At 39.1% G+C, this 19521-nt stretch carries 19 protein-coding genes and 1 pseudogene; 4 read left to right on the top strand and 16 right to left on the bottom strand.

What is annotated here, in order from left to right; translation table 11 throughout:
• Positions 1–46: 46 nt before the first annotated feature.
• The 5 genes from BS333_RS15325 to BS333_RS15305 form a co-directional block, all read right to left on the bottom strand.
• A complete protein-coding gene (locus tag BS333_RS15325; protein WP_021710344.1) occupies positions 47–2563 on the bottom strand; it encodes a hypothetical protein in 2517 nt (838 codons plus the stop codon).
• 29 nt (positions 2564–2592) lie between these two features.
• A complete protein-coding gene (locus BS333_RS15320; RefSeq protein ID WP_021710345.1) occupies positions 2593–2838 on the bottom strand; it encodes a hypothetical protein in 246 nt (81 codons plus the stop codon).
• A gap of 30 nt (positions 2839–2868) precedes the next feature.
• Positions 2869–3381, bottom strand: a complete 513-nt coding sequence (locus tag BS333_RS15315; RefSeq protein WP_021710346.1) for a UpxY family transcription antiterminator — start codon at positions 3379–3381, stop codon at positions 2869–2871.
• Between the two features lie 268 nt (positions 3382–3649).
• Positions 3650–4291, bottom strand: a complete 642-nt coding sequence (locus BS333_RS15310; RefSeq protein WP_033003998.1) for a helix-turn-helix domain-containing protein — start codon at positions 4289–4291, stop codon at positions 3650–3652.
• Positions 4292–5247: 956 nt separating this feature from the next.
• Entirely contained in the window at positions 5248–5733 is a 486-nt protein-coding gene (locus BS333_RS15305) for a hypothetical protein (RefSeq protein ID WP_021710348.1), read from the bottom strand.
• Between the two features lie 211 nt (positions 5734–5944).
• Between BS333_RS15305 and BS333_RS15300 the strand changes: the two genes are divergently transcribed.
• Positions 5945–6454 carry a hypothetical protein gene (locus BS333_RS15300; RefSeq protein WP_021710349.1) on the top strand — a complete coding sequence of 170 codons (510 nt, stop codon included), beginning with the start codon at positions 5945–5947 and terminating at the stop codon, positions 6452–6454.
• 65 nt (positions 6455–6519) lie between these two features.
• Here the strand turns inward: BS333_RS15300 and pnuC are convergent, their stop codons facing one another.
• From pnuC to BS333_RS15280, 4 genes and pseudogenes are all read right to left on the bottom strand, one after another.
• A complete protein-coding gene (pnuC, locus tag BS333_RS15295; protein WP_021710350.1) occupies positions 6520–7254 on the bottom strand; it encodes a nicotinamide riboside transporter PnuC in 735 nt (244 codons plus the stop codon).
• 189 nt (positions 7255–7443) lie between these two features.
• Positions 7444–7704, bottom strand: coding sequence for a hypothetical protein (locus BS333_RS15290; RefSeq protein WP_021710352.1), 261 nt, complete (start codon positions 7702–7704; stop codon positions 7444–7446).
• A 152-nt stretch (positions 7705–7856) separates the two neighbouring features.
• Positions 7857–7985: pseudogene (locus BS333_RS22310) on the bottom strand (DDE-type integrase/transposase/recombinase); the annotation flags it as partial.
• Positions 7986–8149: 164 nt separating this feature from the next.
• Positions 8150–8317, bottom strand: coding sequence for a transposase (locus tag BS333_RS15280; RefSeq protein WP_021710354.1), 168 nt, complete (start codon positions 8315–8317; stop codon positions 8150–8152).
• A 711-nt stretch (positions 8318–9028) separates the two neighbouring features.
• On the opposite strand from BS333_RS15280, the gene BS333_RS15275 reads away from it, so the two are divergent.
• A complete protein-coding gene (locus BS333_RS15275) occupies positions 9029–10252 on the top strand; it encodes a hypothetical protein (RefSeq protein ID WP_021710355.1) in 1224 nt (407 codons plus the stop codon).
• 91 nt (positions 10253–10343) lie between these two features.
• Here the strand turns inward: BS333_RS15275 and BS333_RS15270 are convergent, their stop codons facing one another.
• The 3 genes from BS333_RS15270 to BS333_RS15260 form a co-directional block, all read right to left on the bottom strand.
• Positions 10344–10595 carry a hypothetical protein gene (locus BS333_RS15270; RefSeq protein ID WP_021710356.1) on the bottom strand — a complete coding sequence of 84 codons (252 nt, stop codon included), beginning with the start codon at positions 10593–10595 and terminating at the stop codon, positions 10344–10346.
• A gap of 150 nt (positions 10596–10745) precedes the next feature.
• Positions 10746–11162 (bottom strand): GNAT family N-acetyltransferase, encoded by a 417-nt coding sequence (locus tag BS333_RS15265; protein ID WP_021710357.1) that lies wholly within the window; start codon positions 11160–11162, stop codon positions 10746–10748.
• Between the two features lie 113 nt (positions 11163–11275).
• Positions 11276–11665 (bottom strand): LysR substrate-binding domain-containing protein, encoded by a 390-nt coding sequence (locus BS333_RS15260; protein WP_021710358.1) that lies wholly within the window; start codon positions 11663–11665, stop codon positions 11276–11278.
• On the opposite strand from BS333_RS15260, the gene BS333_RS22630 reads away from it, so the two are divergent.
• Both BS333_RS22630 and BS333_RS15250 read left to right on the top strand, forming a co-directional pair.
• Positions 11653–11874, top strand: a complete 222-nt coding sequence (locus BS333_RS22630) for a DUF2798 domain-containing protein (protein WP_472579707.1) — start codon at positions 11653–11655, stop codon at positions 11872–11874. The two genes, BS333_RS15260 and BS333_RS22630, sit on opposite strands and share 13 nt — an antisense overlap.
• A gap of 33 nt (positions 11875–11907) precedes the next feature.
• A complete protein-coding gene (locus BS333_RS15250; RefSeq protein WP_021710359.1) occupies positions 11908–12291 on the top strand; it encodes a RidA family protein in 384 nt (127 codons plus the stop codon).
• A 1636-nt stretch (positions 12292–13927) separates the two neighbouring features.
• Here BS333_RS15250 and BS333_RS15240 read toward each other — a convergent pair.
• The 4 genes from BS333_RS15240 to BS333_RS15225 all read right to left on the bottom strand — a co-directional run bounded on the left by BS333_RS15240 (position 13928) and on the right by BS333_RS15225 (position 19302).
• The gene (locus tag BS333_RS15240) at positions 13928–14995 is read right to left on the bottom strand and encodes a hypothetical protein (RefSeq protein ID WP_021710360.1); all 1068 of its coding nucleotides are present in this window, start codon (positions 14993–14995) and stop codon (positions 13928–13930) included.
• Complete coding sequence (locus BS333_RS15235) at positions 14992–17610, bottom strand: FAD-binding protein (protein ID WP_021710361.1); 2619 nt, start codon at positions 17608–17610, stop codon at positions 14992–14994. Before BS333_RS15235 ends, BS333_RS15240 begins: the two co-directional genes overlap by 4 nt.
• 156 nt (positions 17611–17766) lie before the next feature.
• Positions 17767–18546: a nucleotidyltransferase domain-containing protein gene (locus BS333_RS15230; RefSeq protein ID WP_021710362.1), complete on the bottom strand. Its 780-nt coding sequence runs from the start codon at positions 18544–18546 to the stop codon at positions 17767–17769.
• 153 nt (positions 18547–18699) lie between these two features.
• Positions 18700–19302, bottom strand: coding sequence for a DUF6624 domain-containing protein (locus tag BS333_RS15225; protein WP_021710363.1), 603 nt, complete (start codon positions 19300–19302; stop codon positions 18700–18702).
• Positions 19303–19521: the final 219 nt, after the last annotated feature.

Below are 19521 nucleotides of genomic sequence, written 5' to 3'. Positions count from 1 at the left end.
CACGGGGGCAGGTCTTGCCTTTCGCCCCTATTAAGACTATCTCTTATTAGGTCACCTCCCCCATCCACTCTTGCAATTCTTCAAGCGGCAGTGTTAATAGTTTCGATATGGTCGACACGGGTAGCGCCAACATTAGGCACAAAATGTTGGGAGTGCTGTCGGTATATTGAATCAATGCGCTACCATCATCTGCATCGCTGTCTGTTGTGTATTCGATAACAGGTACAAAGCGTTGCTCGAAAAACTGTGGCAGCATGCCCTCTGGCACTTGAGCAGAGCGAAGCAAGCTAAAACATAGTGACAGTGTGCGGTGAAGCAGTTCAATGGCTGTAATTATCGATTTTTCAAGCAGCGACAGCAGTGCTTTATATACCGCTTCTACCGCTTCAACTGAGAAGGTCACCAAACTGCCAAGGGTTAATGGCGCGGTGTCGGTTTGATCTGGATGCAGGCTTAACTGTTTAAGCAGCTCATCAAAGCCGCTTAGCGCATTGTTTTTTAGGCTAGCGACTTCTGGCCACGCTAAGAAGGTATTCACTGCCTGATCAACTAACGTGCCGCTGAGTAGATTTAAGATAAAGTCTTGTTCGGCTTGATTTTCAATCTGGCTTATTAGGCCAGTTTGTTTATTACCTAATATCGCCATTAACCACTGCTGATTCGTTAACAACGCACTATTGGTTTGCGACAGAGGATCTGCTTGGGTATCTGTTGCGTTATCAAAATTTGGGTCTTGCGCATTGTTATTGTCAGTATCAGGCTTTTCTGCCTCTGTGTCAGCGGTGTTTTGTTGATTGGCGGCCTGTGTTTGATTCGGCTGAGTTGGGTTTGTTGTTTGAGTGGTTTCTTTCTCCTCCTGACCAATCTGTGCTTCCACCACCACCTTTTGCCCTGTGGCAGCGGGTTGGGTCTGATCGACTAGCTCGATTTTTATGTCTTGCTGTTGAATAAAGTCGTAAATCAGTTGGCCTTTTTTAAGTTGCTCTACTACAAAATACAGCAAGCTCGATAAGGGCAACTCCCCAAGTGGTTTTAAACCGGCGTCTAAAGATCGATCTTGTTCTGGAATCAACTTATCAGCCATATCCATTATCTTTTCGAGCAACAAACGACCGTTGGCTTTCAGGTCGTTAAAGTCATGCTCATCAGGCAGTTCTAACGATCCCGTTAAATTGGGGAAAAACCGCTCAATAAGGTAGGTAAGCTTGCCAATCACTAAGCGAACATTGGCACTTAAATCGTCAAAATCATGGTCGTTTGCCACGCTAAGCAGTGCGTCCATCGGCTCGGATACTTTGTCTATTAACCCTGCTGGGGAAAGCCCAAATGGTGATAGGTGCCTTAACAGTTCAAACGCGCTGGTGAGCTTAGTACGGGCGATTTCGCTCAGCTGCGGTAAAGTTAGTGACTGTAACTCACCCCAACTTTCGAGCTCTTGCGGCACCGCTATCACTTCTTTCAGCATTTCATAAGCTTGCTCTGGGGTTGATTCCACGTAACCCAGTGACGAAGAAGGCCAATTGATGGCGAGATACAATCCACCAAGCGGTGATTGGGTTATCTTTTCAATCACGAACGCTTTGATTGATTGAACCTCTGCCACAAAGCCATCAAGGTTTAGATTTTGCCAGTCTGTCTCTACGATTTTATTCACTAGCTCAGCAAGGTTATCGGCAATAAGGGTAAGTAGCTCTTCGGCAATGGTAATCAGCGTCGCAACTTCAAAGCCAGCGATGCTTTGGCCTTGAAACTGGTTAGCAATTGCAGGTAACAAGGTTTTCAGCTTATCGACAAAAGCGATAATGCCCTGCACAGGGTTTTGCTCAAACAGTGTGCCTAAATCTGGATCAATAACACCCTCTTGAGGTTCTTCTTGTAGGGGCAATTCATCGGTGAAATCGACATCTTGCCCTTCTTGCGTGCTCTGCATTGGTGGCGACTGAGGAGACTGTGTTAGCTTCTGGGCAAAATCGTCGGTCAGCGTTTGTGTTCTGGTTAAGGTGCTATTCAACATGCTGTCTTTCAGGTCCAGATCAAACAAGGAGCTGACCAGCGCGTAAATTTGCGGCCTCAGCGAATCAATCACGCTGTTTTTATATTCGTTCACCGCCAGTGGATCGTCAAAGTCTAGGTCTTCGGGTAAATCGACTAAGGTTTGGATGATGGTTTCTAACTGTGGGAACAGCTCGTCCAGATTCATCTGCTCAAACTCGACCGGCGCAAAGGCTTGTTTGAGCAATTCGAGCTTCTCTTTGACAAGTGCCTGCATCTGCGCGGTGTCGTTGCCATCAAACCCATCTGGTAAGGCGATGAACGCGGGTATATCAATATTAACGGCCGAGAACTTAGTTAAAATTGGGTTTTGTAGCAACCAAGTAGAAAGCTTCTCCCAATCAATATCTAGAAAGTTAAATAATTCTGAAACGTGGGCTTCTAGGGCTATTTTCTGTTCATCGACAAAAGTCTCCGCCTTGTCGATGTAGCCTTCAAATTTATGCGCTTGTACCAACACATCTTGCCAGTGGTTAGGTACAAGGTTAAAGAGTTTTTGTGTGGTATCCATGATTTGAACCTAACGGATTAGTGCAGCGGTTAAAGTTGGCTTACGAGAGAGTCTACTTGATGCTTAATCAGAGTATATGGCACGAAAATAGGCTTCTCGTTACAAATGAGCTCTAGAGCTTGTTGCTGCGAGTTATATGCCCAGCTAAATCGAAAACCATTACTCTTGGCTTGACCTTGCTCAGAATCGATAACAATCGCGAACTTACTCTCAATCATCTGAGTAAGTTGTTGCCATTGTTGGCGTGAAATGGATGGATAATTTAGTGTATTCATAACATGCTCCTTGCAATGGTAATCGTGTCCTCACGACAATAATGTGATGTGTTCAATTGGTACTTCAACGTTAATACACTGACTTAAACTAGTGAGCTCTAATGCGACTTTGTAGCCGTGTGGCTCTTTGATCAAAATTCCTTGATGCCCTTTTAACGCACCATTAAACACTTTAACTTTATCTCCCCGCATCAATCGAGAGGATACACATTCAACTTTATCGAAGTTTTTTTCGACAACCTTAACCATATCAATTTCTTCTTGCGTAATTTGGCTTGGATAACGTCCCAACCGAACATAATCCTTAAAACCAGGAAGAGATTTGAGTTGATGAAACCCCTCTGCTCCGTGCTTGACGAACAAATAGTTTTTGAACATTGGCCTATTCACCTTAACTTTTCGATCACTCCACTGACGCTTTTCTTTGACTATTGGTAAATAGATTTCGTAATTCAGAGAATTGCTATTACTGTAGTTTTGTATATTGTCATGCAGTTTGAATTCTGCATCTCGATTTGTATAAATCGCATACCAATATTGCATTTTTTTTCCTTCGAGCAGGCTCCGCCGAAAAGTCCCATTTGACTTTCTTAAGATAATTTCCTTATTCACACGATTACTGGTAAATAACAACACCAGAATCATAGCTAATATATTCTTTAAACCTCTGTATTATTGTGACTTTTCATTACAGGGTGTTAATCCACCCTGTTAATTTATTGCAAATCTAAAACCATTTCTTTTGAATGCGTAAGATATGCATTTTATCGCGTAATAATGTGCATCGATTTCTGCAAAAATGGATAGAATTTTACCGAATTAATTTGACTTGCTGCTTAGGCGACAAGCTAAATTGCTTCTTATAGGCCGTTGAAAAATTGCCACTATTTTCATAACCCACCGATAGCGAAACTTGCTGAATGCTCATTTTGGTATGGCTAAGTAAATGCTTGGCTTTCAGCAACCTTTGTTCACGCAGCCATTCAAACACACCTTTACCAAGTGAGTACTTGAACTCTGCGGCCAATTTACTCCTGTTGGTACCCATCGCTGATGCAACTTGATCCAGAACTAGCTTTTGCTCGATGTGTTGATGCAAATAATGACAAGTTTTCAACACCAATGGAGTAACTTGAGGGTTTGTCTCCAGACTATTAAAAATCATGTCCAGTCTCTTGTCCTCGCAGCTATCGTCATTATCTATCAGCTTTACTCGCGCAGTATTCTTAAGTGCATGATTAACGCGATAGATCAATTCTTCACCAATCACTGGTGTCCAAATGTAATCGTAGATCTCATGATTTACCTCTGTCATCGGCCAGCATACCGATGAGTTAACTAAGGCAATGACAGGTATACTGTTAGGTAACGGATATGGTATTGCTTTGCTTAACAGTTGCGGTTGTTCAATCAGCACAAGATCTGATGTTTTTTTAAAAAGGGGGTATCCCAAGCAGTATCCAAATGGACACAAAAACCTGCATCGGTAAGTAATTTATGACAGATCTTAATTTGATTATTTTGTTCACCAACTAAAGTTATAATATCCATAAAATTCCCTTTATTTTATATAATTTAACCAGCACATACGTACGCATGCTCTAAAATCCTGAAGTAAAGTCAAATACATGATAAAATTAAAAATAACAATCTTTCACTAATGCTGTTGTTCGTAGTTTTTATTACTAAATGTTAATGTTGTTAAATTAATAGTCCGTAGGATTTTTTTCCATGGCGTGTTAATTTATTCCGTTTTAAATAACACTTCTTTTGATTAAGTAAACGTTTTATTTGATCGCGTAAGATACTCATTCAATTGCCTGATACGCTCGCATAAATGTAAAATATAGATTTATTCCATATACAAGCGATTAAAAAGGTGAGCTATTAATTATGGGTAAATAGCGGAGCGCAACTGCTTTTAATTCAAATAAAAGGGGCTGAATTATACTCAAGTAACCTCAGAATAATATTTTCAATGAAGCTGCTTTGCTCAGCGAGACGAGTTAGAACGAGCTTGAGATATGAAACATTAATGACCAAAATAAAATGCCGGTCTATACCCAAGTGACTTCAAGATGCTTGATTCAGAGCGAGGTCACTGAGTTGAATTCAAGGAAAACAACGAAGCGGAATAGCAGGCTCTTTCTTATTTTGTAAGAAGAATGGTTTTCTGACCCAAGAAGTCGGCTCAGTGATACGCTCCCAAAGGGCGAGGTCACTGAGTCGAACTCAAGGAAGACAACGAAACGGAATAGCAGGCGCTTTCTTTTTTTGTAAGAAGAACGGTTATCTGGCGTAAGAAGTCGGCACAGTAACGCGCCCACAAAAAGCGAGCGACCTTAATTCTCAGACTTTTTTAACGATTTTAACCACGCCGTTTGGGTAGGGTGTTGTCGCCAAAAGATTCTAATAACTTCGAGTGATCAAGCCCATAACGGGTACATCATGTTGACCAAAATGAAGCGTCACTGATTTTGATTCTCCTTGAGCGAAACTACCTTCTTGATCGATGGATATTGGCGATACATAGTTCTGACCACCAAAGTAAGCTTTGATCTGAGAAGGCTTCAGTTTAACACCACTAAAAGAGTTGTTAGTGATGAACGCTTGTACTGTGCGTTCTCCCTCAGCACTGCTATAGATATCATACTTCTCTAATACAAAGTAACTGTGTGAAGGCTTATCCTTATTGTATTTAGGTTCTGGCGTGTTGAAAGGCGGAGAGACAGAGCGCTCGAATCGCATCGTATCCTGAGATTGTGCAATACTCTCTTGTATATCACCTATCGTATCCTTTACATCCTGTAGATCACTTTTATCTTGAAGATCATTGGCATGAACACTAAAAGCTCCCACGAGCATGGCCGCGATTAACCCTTTCTTCACTAACATTTCGATATTCCTTTGAGTATTGGATGATTTTTAACTCTATCTCATATGTTGTCATTTTTAAATATAAACCATGTTTTATAAAGCAGTGAGAGCAATCATTAAAGAGAAGCTTCTATCACCACCTGAAAGAAGTTCGATAGTAAAATAAGCGCTTTCAACATAAAAGATTGACCGTTAAAATGATTTTAATCAGAATAATACGGACAAAATCATGACAATAAATCAGTTGCTCATTTCACTTGAGCAATATCACCTACAAGTGTTGATATACCTTGCTGCGATACCTTTAATTTCTTTGTTCTACAACTTACTCAATAAACCTGCACAACGAATCAAAGCTCCACATAAGTATGTCTACTCTCTCCTCATCTATGCGGCTGCTATTCCTGGTGCGATTGGTTTTGTGTTAACCGCTTATACATTATTTTTCACACGGACAAGCTTGTTAAATGTGAATTATACTTTCTACTTTCTTACGATCATTTCGATGATCGTCAGCCTTCTGATTATTTCTAAAGACACTAACCTTAGGTATATCCCTGGTTTTGGGCGCATTATAGGGCTGTTTCTGATGTTAGCTCTGTCGATGTTTTGTGCACTGATGTTGATGAAAGTAAATCTATTTGTCGGCTTTATGGCCTCATTTGAGTATGTGATTGTAGCCATCATCGCAATATTTATCTTGATTAAGCTTTCTATCAGAAAAATCACAGGTAAATAGCTGTCACGGATTCATACCATAAGACAGCTCATCACAAAATGGAGGGACGACTCCTGGCCGTCCCTTTAGGAGCGAGTCACTGAGTCACATGTATTGAGGTTGCTTGAGTATGAAAGGCTCTCCTTATGCCAGAGATACCAAGCGTAAATTGCGTTTGCTAGGAAAATAATATATTCAAGCGAAAGAAACAGAACACCACGATAATAATAAAGCCCGACACTAATCACATTAACGATCACCCATAATATCCAGCTTTCTACATATCGTCTTGTCAACAAATACATGGCAAATACAGATAAAACGGTCGTTGTAGCATCCCAATACGGCAAAGCGGCATTGGTGTGAGTATAGCTCTCACCTAATATTGTCGCGACTAATGTTGCCAGTGAGGAAAAAATCGGGTCTATAAAAGTGCCAAGTAAAACAATAGATATAACTGAGGCCACAATCATTCTAAGTTGAGAAGCTTTATTCATATAACGAATACTAAAAAGCTCACTGCCATCATCTTTTTTCTTTTTCCACCAAATCCAACCAAATATTGAGATCACGATAAAATAAATATTAAGTAACTGATCTGAGTAGAGGTTAATTTGATAGAACATGACGGCTAAGCCAGCACATGCAATAATGGACAGCGGATAAGCTGAGATATGGTTTTTACGAAAAGCAATCACAGAGCCTAGATTAAGCAGGCTAACCCAAAATTCCAGATAAGACATCGCATAAGTATCGACACCCCAACCTGCAATTGGGAAAGTATACATAATGGTATTGATATTAAATAAAGTATCTAACATGGTAAACATTTCTATTTTTAATAGCAGAACAAGTACAAGTTTTGGTGATGTACCCTTCAGAACTGATGTAACACAATACAACGCATATAGTTGCACTATATATTATAATCAAATGCAAAATACCATTAAAAACTTCAATAAGTCTATCCCTACGTTTTAAATCAAAATCTAACTCGACAAAAATATTGCTCAATTACGGTCAAACTCTGGACAGCCGAATGGCCGTCCAGTTCCCAAGCGCTCCCTCAAAGATCCAGATTCTTCAACCCGTGAATAAATATTAAATTGATTCCCCGCTCTATTCACTGCGATCAACACTCCAGAAAAGTCTGGCGTATCTTGTTTTTCCATAATAGAGCGCTTCGCACGGCTGACTTCAACGCTATCCTCAAGCCTTTGTGAAAATTCCATCGTGTCCGTTTCAACTTGCCTTAGCTTTTTAATATCCATATCAAAGGCACCTTGATTTGTTTAGGATTTATCAAGTAGATACCATCTCTCAACTTAATCAGCAAGCATAGTTCTAGCTCGTTTGGGGCTGATATTCAGTCTGCGTTTTGAGTATCCCAAAGCCTCTGGCGATATTTCCGACTGGTGTATTAGCTGCCCTGGTCTGAGTGGAACATAACATTCTTAGGCCGCCCTCGCTGCTCCCAAGCCATTTCTAAAGCTCTGCAAGCTAAGTCAGTGTCAGGCTTGTCGGATAGAGACCAGCCGACAACGCGTCGGCTGCCTGCTGAACCTCGGCTCATGCTAAAGAGCTCTTTTATTCGGCTAATCAGTCGGACCCGTTGGGCATCTGGTTTACGCTGTTTAGACGCGTAGTAACAAGATGAGGCGACACTGAACAGTTCGTAGAGCATTTTGACTGATTCATACTCCCTCAATTGGTCAATTAACGAGAACGTTCGAGTTTGAGTTGCTCGACCCAACGTCTCAACGCCATTTCTCCCACATCTATGGAGCGCGCAGCTTCAGGTATCGAGTATTCTTGGTCAAGAACTAAGCTTGCCTCTTCCATTTTAAATTCAGACGAAAATGTTCGTCGTTGTCGTTTTGTCATTGAACACCTCATTTTTGGTGGTGACTTTACCACCTAACTTGGTGTCCGGGATCATTAAACCACTACATTGAAACTTTTCTTACCGATTTAGAGAAATTTTGCTTTGAGTTTTTCGATAGGTTTTTAGGTTTATTACTAGGTTCAGGAGTACCTGTTTGGATTGTTACATTTGAAGGTGTTAGCATTTTTCAAGCACGCGTCGTTAATGTGTTGAACAGAGAGACGCAAATTAGGGTCACGACACTCTAATACAGTGCAGGACATCGCTGATATTAATTTTGATCTTGTGAAAATGTGATAGCCAAATCACCATATTATTGATGATTTATTATGAATAATATCGTAATTTATTAAATTAATTGTCATTTAATAAATTACGATATAAATGTAAAAAATAACAAGTTGATGATTTTTTAGCTCAATATACTCTTACTCCCCTGTTTGCTCCTTTCATCTGTCGAAAAAACAGTCAAAATAGTGATTGTCACTATTCACTTTCAAATAATACTTTCTAATCGTATTTTTATTTAGTGCATATGAGGGTTTATAGAATATTCACTTATTCATTTGAATTACCAAAGATACAATATCGAAAGCCTCGCTTTTGAAGGCATTGACATGATGCCTCTAATAACCGATGACATAACGTCAGGCTATCCTGATCCCTTTTAAATTCAGGGGTGTTAATAATAAATATAGGCATAAAAACGTATGGAAATCATAACCGTCATAATTGTTAGTTTGCTCGCTTGGTTTGCTCATGCAATTGGTAAACTTTTCATCACTATTGTATTTTTGATTGCAGGCTTTACCTTGGTGAATGAGGTATGTCTAACGATGGGTATAAGACTTGTTTCAGAAAACCATTGGCTAATGATGCTCTCTAGTCTCTTATATAATGAGAGTTTGTGGCTTCCTGCGACTATTGTCTTTTTTACGACAGTTGCAATAGGGCTCTCTCGCTCACAGAAAAATAGTATTAGTGATACATCGCGCCCTTCTGATAACACGTTCATGGAACAGCGTATCCAACTGCTAGCCGAGGATGTTGCGAGACTAGATAAAAGCATCCAAACACAGCCAGTGATTGAAGAAAATTATACACCGGTAATCAGCGCCAAAACGGCTGAAGAGCACTCTCAAACACAAAAAGTACGTAAAAAGAAACAGCATCTGGCACCAAGTACAACAAAAGCCAACAAACACCCTAACAAGCAAAAGGTGCGTTACAAGAAAAAAAAACAAGCAAAGGAAACGACTAGAAATATTCAAGACTTTCAGGCACTAGAAGTAAATATAGAAAAACAAAACCAGGCACGAACAATCACAGAGTTAGAGCAAAAAATTCAGAGATTAGAAGCTCAGCTCGAGCAACAAAACCAAGCACCAAATTACGTAGAAACAGATAAACAACCTCAGGCGCTAGCAACGGATGCTGGACAAGGCAGCCAAATACAGAACATCGTAGAAGCGAACGTAGAAACGGACAAACACTCACTCTCATCCGAAGAAAGTACTGAGCAAGAAAAACCAACACAAAGTATCACTGAAACAAACAAAGATTCGCTGTTATCAAAAGCCGATGATGAACAAGAAATCCCAATACAGAATCTCACGGAAACAGACAAAGATGCACGCTTATCAGAAGCCGATAGTGAACAAGAAAACCCAATACCAAGTATCACTGAAGCAAACAAAAATTCGCTATTATCAGAAGTAAGTGCTGAACCAGAAAGCCAAGAATCAGACATTACTAAAACAGCTGAAAACACGGAGATAGAATCAGAAAATAGCGAGTTAGAGGACCCGAGTGCTAGATACCGTAAACATATGGAAGCGTATTCAAGTACAAGAGGTCAATACCATGAAAGAAAACCAGCAACCAAATACGGTGAAAATATAAAATCATACTCGAATACAACAAGTGAATACTGAGAATGGGCATCTAAAGACTAGGGTATAATAATAACAAGAAATAAAGAGGGCGATCCAATGATCGCCCGGTTATCTTAAATACGGCTCGATACTATTCAAGTAACGCAGCCTTTGCTTTATCTAGGTCAACCGCATCTTTGACTTTATCTTTATCAATGGACTCATAGGCTTTTTTGTAATCGACATCTGTTCCATCCACTGATGATTTTAACTTTTCCATATCAAGCGAATCAGTCACTTTTTCTTTATCGACAGACTCTGTCAGCTTATTGACATCGACAGCCAGTACCATATTGGGTACAGCAAAACATACTGCGATTAATAAAGATAACACTTTTTTCATGACGCAACTCCTGAGTACTTAGTAGGTGACTAGGTAGATAGAGTATAGGTCGGTTATTTATATATACCCAAAATAAAATAGGAGTAGAGATCGGAAGGTCCCTATTTTTCTAGCCTTTATTGTTTAATTTCTGCCTTTTACTCGCAATTATTAATCTATCTGTTTCTTGAGAAAGAAACTCGTATAACCTGGTGGCATATCATCAAGTTGTCCAAATACCTCATAGCCATGTTTCTTATAAAACCCTAAAGCCTGAAATGAAGTTGTCTCAAGTCGATAATTCCTAATACCTTTAGACAACGCAAATTCTTCTAGATGGTTCAATAATTCAGCACCCAAGCCTTTTGAACGCAGAGGTTCATAAATCCACAGCCCTTGCACGTACAACCAACCCCATTTTATTTCCCCGAGAATACCTCCAACAGTCTTGTCATTGTTATCTTTTACAAAGGAAGAAACCGTTTCTCGGTATAATAACCCAGTATAAAATTCATTAAATCCATTTAGGCCAAATTTAAGCGTTTCAAACTCCTCATCGCTTGGCTTAGCCACTTCTGTAATTTTCAATACAACCTCTCCCTCTATCGAATTTACCGCAATATAAACAAGCTTTTAAAGAAAAAACTTAGGTAATTAAGCACACAGAGTCAATATGGGAAAACACCATCTAGCCTACCCTATTAGTAAAATTGCATAAACGAATGAATCACTTCTCTCATATACTTCTGTACATCAAATTTAAAAGCCTGTGCTTTAGCACCAAGTAGACGCCCGCTTGGCCAGATCAAGTATAAATCTCGTTTTGGTCCAAACCAATTAGGTAGTGGCATCACTAATTCACCTGACTGCAACATATTGTAAACCTCAGAAACAGGTAATAAAGATAAACCAAGCCCATCACGAGCGAACTGGCTTGCCATCTTAATATCATCAACTTGGAGATTACTCTGCTGCCGAATTGATGCAGTTTCTCTCGTTTGCTTATGTTTGAAATTCCAGACTGATAAATGTGAGACCGTAATACATTGATGATGATAAAGATCGTGCAAGCTTTCCAATGGAGGGCTCACAGATAAACACTCATATGAAACAAAGAGCTATTTTGGGATTACTCATGTCGCTGTTATTATCAAGCATAATGACACTGTGGATCACGTGGTTAAATATAGGGTTTAAAGAAAGTTTTTTAAGTGCTTGGGGAAAGCATTTATGTTTGCTTGGCCTACAGCAGCCACTATTTCCATCGTTTTTGGTCCGTTCATCCAAAGCATCACGTTAAAAATAATCCAATTCAAATTTCAGAGAAAATAACATGCCTAACGCTAAAATTAAGAAGCACCATTACTCAGAACTCGGGGATGCAGTGGGTCCTTATGTTCATGCAGTAGAACACCAAAATGTACTTTATACTTCGGGCTTTACTGCATTCGGTTCGAGTGCGCAAAAACAAGGCATTGACGAACAACTCAGAGTCATTTATAAACAGATTGAAACCGTTGCCCTGGATCATAGAGAGACATTAGCGTCACTGATAAAAGTCACAATCTACATTACTAATACCGCAGATATTCCTACAGCAAGAGAAGCGTTAATAGAGATCTATAACGGCCATTACCCCGCAAGCTCCTTGGTTCAGGTTGCAGGATTGTTTCACCCCGATCTGCTCGTAGAAGTCGACGCCACAATCGCTTTGTAATTAGGCACGGTGAAAAACAACAATAAAAATATAAAGAACATAACTAAAGAAATAAACAAGTATAGGCACTACAGAGGTGCCTTTACTCTTAATTTTCCTTTAGAGTAAATATTAACTTCGTAATCAAAGTATCAACTAAGCGCTATATAATTCTTTAGTAGTCATGCCTTATAACCAAATTTTACTTCGCATATAGATCAGGTACCTATATGATAAAATGCTTGCACTAAGAATCAACCATATCAAGCCTAAAGCGACATGAATGTAACAAGGAAGCATTGATATAGTTTCAGTTGCAAATACACCATTGAATAAGAAAGGAATAATACTGAGTAATGGAGCGGCCCCCACCAATATCACTCAAAATGGATAAGGCAATATAACAAACGGAGCCTTGGAAAATTGCTCACCAGCACAAAATATACCATCAATACAGATGATAAGCGAATGACAGTCTATCTCTTTAGTTCCGAATTTCAAAGATGGTGCCGGATTAAAAATAAATTTGATGTTTTGCCCTGGCTTTAAGTTTATAAATTTTTTCTACTGGAATGGTAAAGCAAAGTGAAGAGCCACTTGGATCTTGATGAGCGTTACCTCTTAAACCAATAAGTACTTTAACCTATTAATCAATAGTCTGATTTAAAAATAATATTTTGATACTTTTTCGTTGAATTGTTCTCAGAGGGTATAGAAAAAACTAAAGTGTGACATAAATCACAATAAGAAAGATTTAGTAAAAAACACTAATTATTCAGGCTTATTTTATTTTTCATTACAAAATATAAACTTTAAACTAATGGCATGTATATTTCTGCATCGTTTGGTCAAAAATACCAATTCTCCTCATGGCAACGTTTAAAAGATAGCAGCTTTTATTAGCTATGATGATCACAGCAATCAAATTTTCAAGATTAAAAATTAGATATAGTTTATGACAAAGAATAAAGATAACTCATTACTTCCCAGTGACCAATTTGAAATATTAGATATCCGCTATGAGCAAACGCCATGGTACCGTCGGGCTTGGTTTATAATTATGACTATGCTGTTATGCACGCCTATCACTCTTGTCTTGCTTCTTAGTGGTGACGTCTATGTACAACGTGATGAAAGAGTGTATAAAATACGACCTAAGAGAAAGAATTGGATCTTCTTTTCGAGTTTTATGCTTCTAACCGCAAACCTGATAAGTTTTTCGGCATGGAACTATTAGTTCATCTATTGCAGTTTAAATCTTTCAATAAAAAACCTCAGCTAAGCCTTTAAAAATATTATCGTTGGCTGAGAAATGTATGTGCTCATCCTCTTACATTGCTCGAAAACAGCGAAACAGGCACGAGCAACAGGGACAAACACTGAAAACTGGCAGGTATGCTATAAACATTTCACGATTATATCTCTTTTGCCTGCACCCCAAAGCTTAAACCTTCACGAATAAAAAAAGAAGCCTCCAGTTAGAAAGGCTTCTTAATTTCATTCCATGATGGCTTAATGCAATCATATAAAATACGTCAAACCGTATCACTTAGCGTATTGCCACTGTCTTTTTTTAATTGTGCAATCTCAGACTCGGTACGCCATTCTCCGTTGTGAATACAACGCCACTCTGGAAGTGGAGCAATTTTAATCATCCTCAAAAATCATAAACATGTTCAATCCTATAACCACTGCTTTGGATCTCACGGATATTGTCGAGGAGGGTAGTCACTGGTGCAATCAGTACGGTTCTGATCTGATGCGGTTGAGTAAGGATATTTTGTGTAAATAAGGTGAGGCACGCATTACATTTAAGGTTTGCGGTATCAGCCGAGATGGCGCTGATAGTAATAAAATGGTTGTTGCCGGCGATTTCTTTGATCGCTGCAGGCTGTTTACTCAATTCAAGCACAAATTGTGTAAAAGGTTCATAACGTGGTGCCAGTACCAGCACGTCTCCGTTCTCATAACGTTGTTTAATTTCAGCCGATTTTGGAATTTCTGTTGCTTTTGCTTGCAGCAGTACAGCAGTGGTTGGTTTCGCGACACCAAATGCGCTATGGGTACCTAATTTGATGACTTTCGCATAAATCATTTTAACGAGGTACTCACTAGTCAACACATAGAGACGTTCAAATTTTCTCAATGAAAGTGGTGTTGATGCATTATCAGTCCATAGATGTTTGAGGGCTGAGCCGAAGTCAAATTCATACCAAGGACGTTTATTAATAAAATCCACGTAATCTTGTGCGACTTTGGCAGCGTAATCATCCTCCTGTACCCGACCAGAAACGCTCGCAGTAAAGGCACCAATGGTTTGTTCATAAATACCACGGATGGTGTATTCAATCGTTGTACTGCTTCCAATGACCCAGAGCATAATATGGTAGGATACATTTGAATAATTCAATTGTTTCGCATATCTGCTGATTTGATAATAGCCTTGCCAAAATTGTAAGCTCTCACCGAAGAAAGGAAACTGATTGGTGAAATGGGTTTTAATAAACGTCGCAAAGTTACTGGGGCTATAAACAAGATACCATTCAGAGAAAGTCAGCAGTGTCTGATTGAGTGGACGTTGATATTCTATCGGGGTAACAATTTCAGATGATTGGGCTGGCTTTGAATCAATAACTTGTCTTGGCTCAGAAGAACGCCATAAGTTGTTAATACCTAAAACGACCAGTAAGCCAAGGGTAACCAAGGTTACTTTTTTCAGATTCATGCCGAACGCTCCTCTTTAGTAAAGAGCATCAGTAAGTTATCAGAAGGATCATTGGCTTGTAAAAGCTTTCTGCCATCTGTGGTTAGACCGTGCTGCTTTAACATTGTTACCCATTCACTGATTGCACGGAAGTGTCTAAACTCCGCTTGATTATAGGCCAGCGTTTCTATAGTGCCGCAGTTAAACACTGTATGAATAAGTGAAACAAAGGTTTTCATTTCTTCTGTCGTACAATCGTGATCTCGTAAAATAAAGACACCACCCGGCTTCAACACTCTGACGATAGAGGCGATGAAGGCATCAAGACGGTCAAGTGTGATATGGTGAAGCCCAATATAACAAGTAAACAGTTCAATACTATTATCAGGTATTTGTTCAGGTGTTATCGCTGCATAATCATTGAGTGGCAGGTATTGACCTTCAAATTTAAATTGACCTCTATCTAATAGATCAGGTGGACTATTGCTAGGTGGGCTTTCATGAATAAAGTATTGTTTCCCTGTGAAGCTCATGTGCTTCTTGAGTACACTGAAATAGCGACCGGTCGACCCCATTTCAACATAACCATCAAATTGATTACGCATACCCAATAACTGCCGGGTTTGTTTCAGCATTTCTGCTTTTTGTGTACGCAGAGCCGGAACCGCATAAGTTAACTCACTCAACAATGGCTTGATGGATTTAATCTGTTGTTGAATCGCATTGTACGTCTCATTATCGTTATCAAAACCGCGTGAGAGCTCTTTTATCAAGATAAAAAATTTGTCTTCAGGATAAAGGCGGAAAATATTTTGCAAGAACAAATACAGCTTGTCGTGCCAATCACTATGGTTTAAAACGGCATGAAACTCTGCATTTGCTGATGTTGTCTTTGCCTGTCTATCAATTTGTGGTTTGTAATATGTGTCCCAGAGCTGATTACGCAGTCGATATGTTGGGTCATATTGTTGTTTCAACGCGAATAATTCTTTTGCTCTCGGATATGCTTGATGGAACGCTCTCTCACTCGCTTGTATCTGATAGGGTAAGTAATAACTGCCATTCACTCTCAATACTTTATTGATCAACTCCCTCGTCCAAATAGCGGTTTTATTAGCATCCTCTGGCGTATTTTTACGCTTGTAATAGATCACAAAAGCAAAGACTTCCGTTTGTGCCCAGGCCAACAATGAGCCATGATCAGCAAAGGCGTGTCGGATCGAAACATTAATCATATTAACTTGATAACGCTTTAGGACTTCACGCATGTCGCTCATAAAGTCATCCAAGCGATCAATTGGAACAAAGTATTCTTGCAAAAAATAGGTGTACTTCCTTTTTGATTCCGGTTCTAACTCAGCAACATCATAGCCAGCTTCATAGTTTCTCCAATGGACGACTTTCTTACTATAAAACAAGCTATCTATGACATATTCACGGAAGTATTTTGCAAAAGGAATGCTAGAAACTAGCCAGAACAAGTAACGGAAAATCGGATAAACACGTTTAACTGTTTGAGTTCTCGTAGCGGTTGTAGCCGGGCGAGCGGTTGCTTGCCACGATATCGCAAGGAGTTTGTTATAATGCGGTGGGTAGATATCGGCATTATGCAATACAATCGATTGAGATTGACGAACGTTGTCTTTAAAAAACTTGAGATATTCTGATACGGATAGGCGCTGTTTGGATCTTTCGAGACGAATATTGTCTGCCAGACTCAACTCTGCCTCCAATATAATACTGATTGCTCCGTAGCCTCCAATGGTGGCATAAAACAACTCCGAATCCGTTGTTGGCGAAACGGTTTTCACTGTGCCATCGAGAAGAAGAATTGTCACTGAATTAACAGAGAGAATTAATGGGCCTAATCCAATATACCGACCATGCACATTCACACTGAGGGAGCCACCAACAGTAAAGTTGGAATAGGTTTGCATAATTTTAATGGATAGGTCGAATGGCTCAATAAAGCGTTGAATATCACACCAGCGTGCGCCAGCTTGTACAGTGACGGTTTTATTAGGAAGTGAAAAGTGCGTCACTTGGTTGAGATCACGCATATCAATAAACGTGGCTTCGGCACTCGCAGTTTGTCCACCCATACTAAAACGACCGCCACCGATACAGATAGGCTCGTGAGTCGTTTTAATAAAATTGATAAGCTCTTCAACCGTAGCTGGCTTGAGACTTTGTTTCACGGTGATTGGATTTTGTAAGGTGACGTCATTGACCAGTCTATTCTCAACATCTGGATTTTTAAAATAGTCTGTTTCAATGTCTTCAAAGCGTAAACCGAAACGATTAAGAGCGGCATTTCCTTTACGGAATGATAATTGGCCCAAAAGGAATAATGGGCCAATTACTGGTAATAGCAAAACGATCAACCAATAACCGGAATAATTGATGTCATGGCAGCGCTTTACAGCTAACGCTAACAAGGCCCACGCGAAGGGTAAAAACACATAAAATGAAGCAGCCATTGTATGAACAGATGTGTAACTCAGCAGTATATTCGCACAAAGAAAAGCCGCTATTACAAAGACAGTACCGACAATAAATGTTTGCCTGCTGATACGGCCTTGCAAGGTGATGAACAATTCATAAAAGTGTAGATCATTGTTTTTATTTGCTTTCATATTTTTGATTGTGCTTTTAGTGGCTTAATTCAAACTTAATCAGCTAGTGGATATATTCAATAAAATCTTGCATAAATAAGTATATCCTACTCAGAAGGACTTGCTGAAAAACTTTAACTATCCACCACACTTTAACTCATGTTCATCACTCATTACTTATTCACTGCCATATACACCATTCAAAACATCAATGAAAAATGGATTAAGCTGACTAAAATCTGTTTCAGATTTTTGCTGTTCTTGAGCCTTATCTTTAAACCTTTCTAATTCTGAACTAATAAAGTCGCTAATTACATCAATTCTAGGAAGATATGCACTTTCAAAGCCCTGACGTTTATCTTCAAGCAGCTTTTGGATGGCACATTTCAAGGTTTCATCATGCACCAACTCGTTCACTAATACTTCAAATTCCATTGGCACGACGCCGCGTTCTTGCTCAATCCATTGCATCGCTAAAATAGGCCTAAGTACATAAAAGTACTTTTTAACTCTTACTGTTTCACCCTGTAAATATTCTCTAAAATTTCCATTTGCCATATGAGAATAGTGATAAAAGCAAGATCGTGGAGAATACAGGGTTGGTATTAGCTTTTTAAAAGCGTCTGTAAATTCCTTATTTTGATGATAAATAATTGGCGAGTTAAACCACTCTATTAGAGCAGGGTTTGATTTTCTGAGAAGTTTAAGTGCTTTTTTTAAGTCCCAGCCACTGATATCTAATAAGTCACTGATCGGCTTTTCCACGACATCTCTTTGATATTCATGGTCAACTTTTAGATACCAATCCTTGTTTCGGACGTAAATAAAACGCACATCGTAATCACTGTCAGCAGAGGGGAACCCCCATGCACGACTGCCTGATTCACAAGCATACAGTATTTTAATGTCCTCTTTGACTTCAAGAGCTTTAAGGTTCTCTAATATTTCACTACGCACAGAATATTCCTTGGTCGTTAACATCATAGTTGTGCGTATTAAATGAGCACACTGTTTTTTATAAATTGATATTTAACCGAACTTACAAGATTAGTTTTTCATTTGCAATACATGAACATACCGGAGAGCAAGGCATTCGAAGTTAATGCCTTATTACATCTTGCTTAAGTCTATTTCAGGGTGATCTTTAATCCCGTTGCTCTCCTCCATAATTTTTAGATAAAAATCTAATGGCGGCATCTTCATGCTTGCTCTACGTTCATCAACATTAGCTTCATCTTCAATCGGGTGAAATACAACTTTTCCATCAGTTATAGTAGCTTGAGTACCATAGATTTGTTTCTTTCCCTGATGTACAAGAATTCTATCAGTTAAAAGAGCAATTTGCTGTCCACTAACACCTTCATCATTTGAATATGATCGTTTTAAATAAGGAAGCATATATTCTTGAAATGCCTCATCAGGTGAGTGTTGGATGATCATAAATGCTGCACTCACTCCTTCAATCCCAACTAAATCTTTTGTTAGCCAAGAATGTTTTTTAATGATCGCTTTAAGCTTTACTGTATTAGTTTTGTCTATTTCAATCATTTTTTCTATGAGTTCTTTAGGTATATCTTTCCACCCTGTCTCTCCTATTACTTTTCGAATATGTTGGTCTTGATTCTCCATTTCAATAAGTTCCTTTTGCAAAGGGAGGTTGATTTCAGCAAAAGAATAAAAAGGTAATATCAACAATAAAAATAAGTACCGCATCGGCTTGGCTCTCCTTGTGTGTCCTGTTCAACCACTCCTGTCGAGATTAAAATACAAAAACAAATATAAATCAATGATTTATATTCAGATTTCACCTATTAGATTAACAAAATGCAGCAATTTTCATCTGGTTAGTACACTCCGTTAAAAAGAAATAACGAAATTGACTTAAGCCTCCGACTTCACAATAACATAAATTATGAATGAAAAATTTCACTT

This window comes from Vibrio azureus, from assembly GCF_002849855.1.
In the GTDB taxonomy this organism is placed as follows: Bacteria; Pseudomonadota; Gammaproteobacteria; order Enterobacterales; family Vibrionaceae; genus Vibrio; species Vibrio azureus.
The sequence above is the reverse complement of the archived record's forward strand: the minus strand, read 5'-3'. Positions and strand labels throughout refer to the sequence as shown.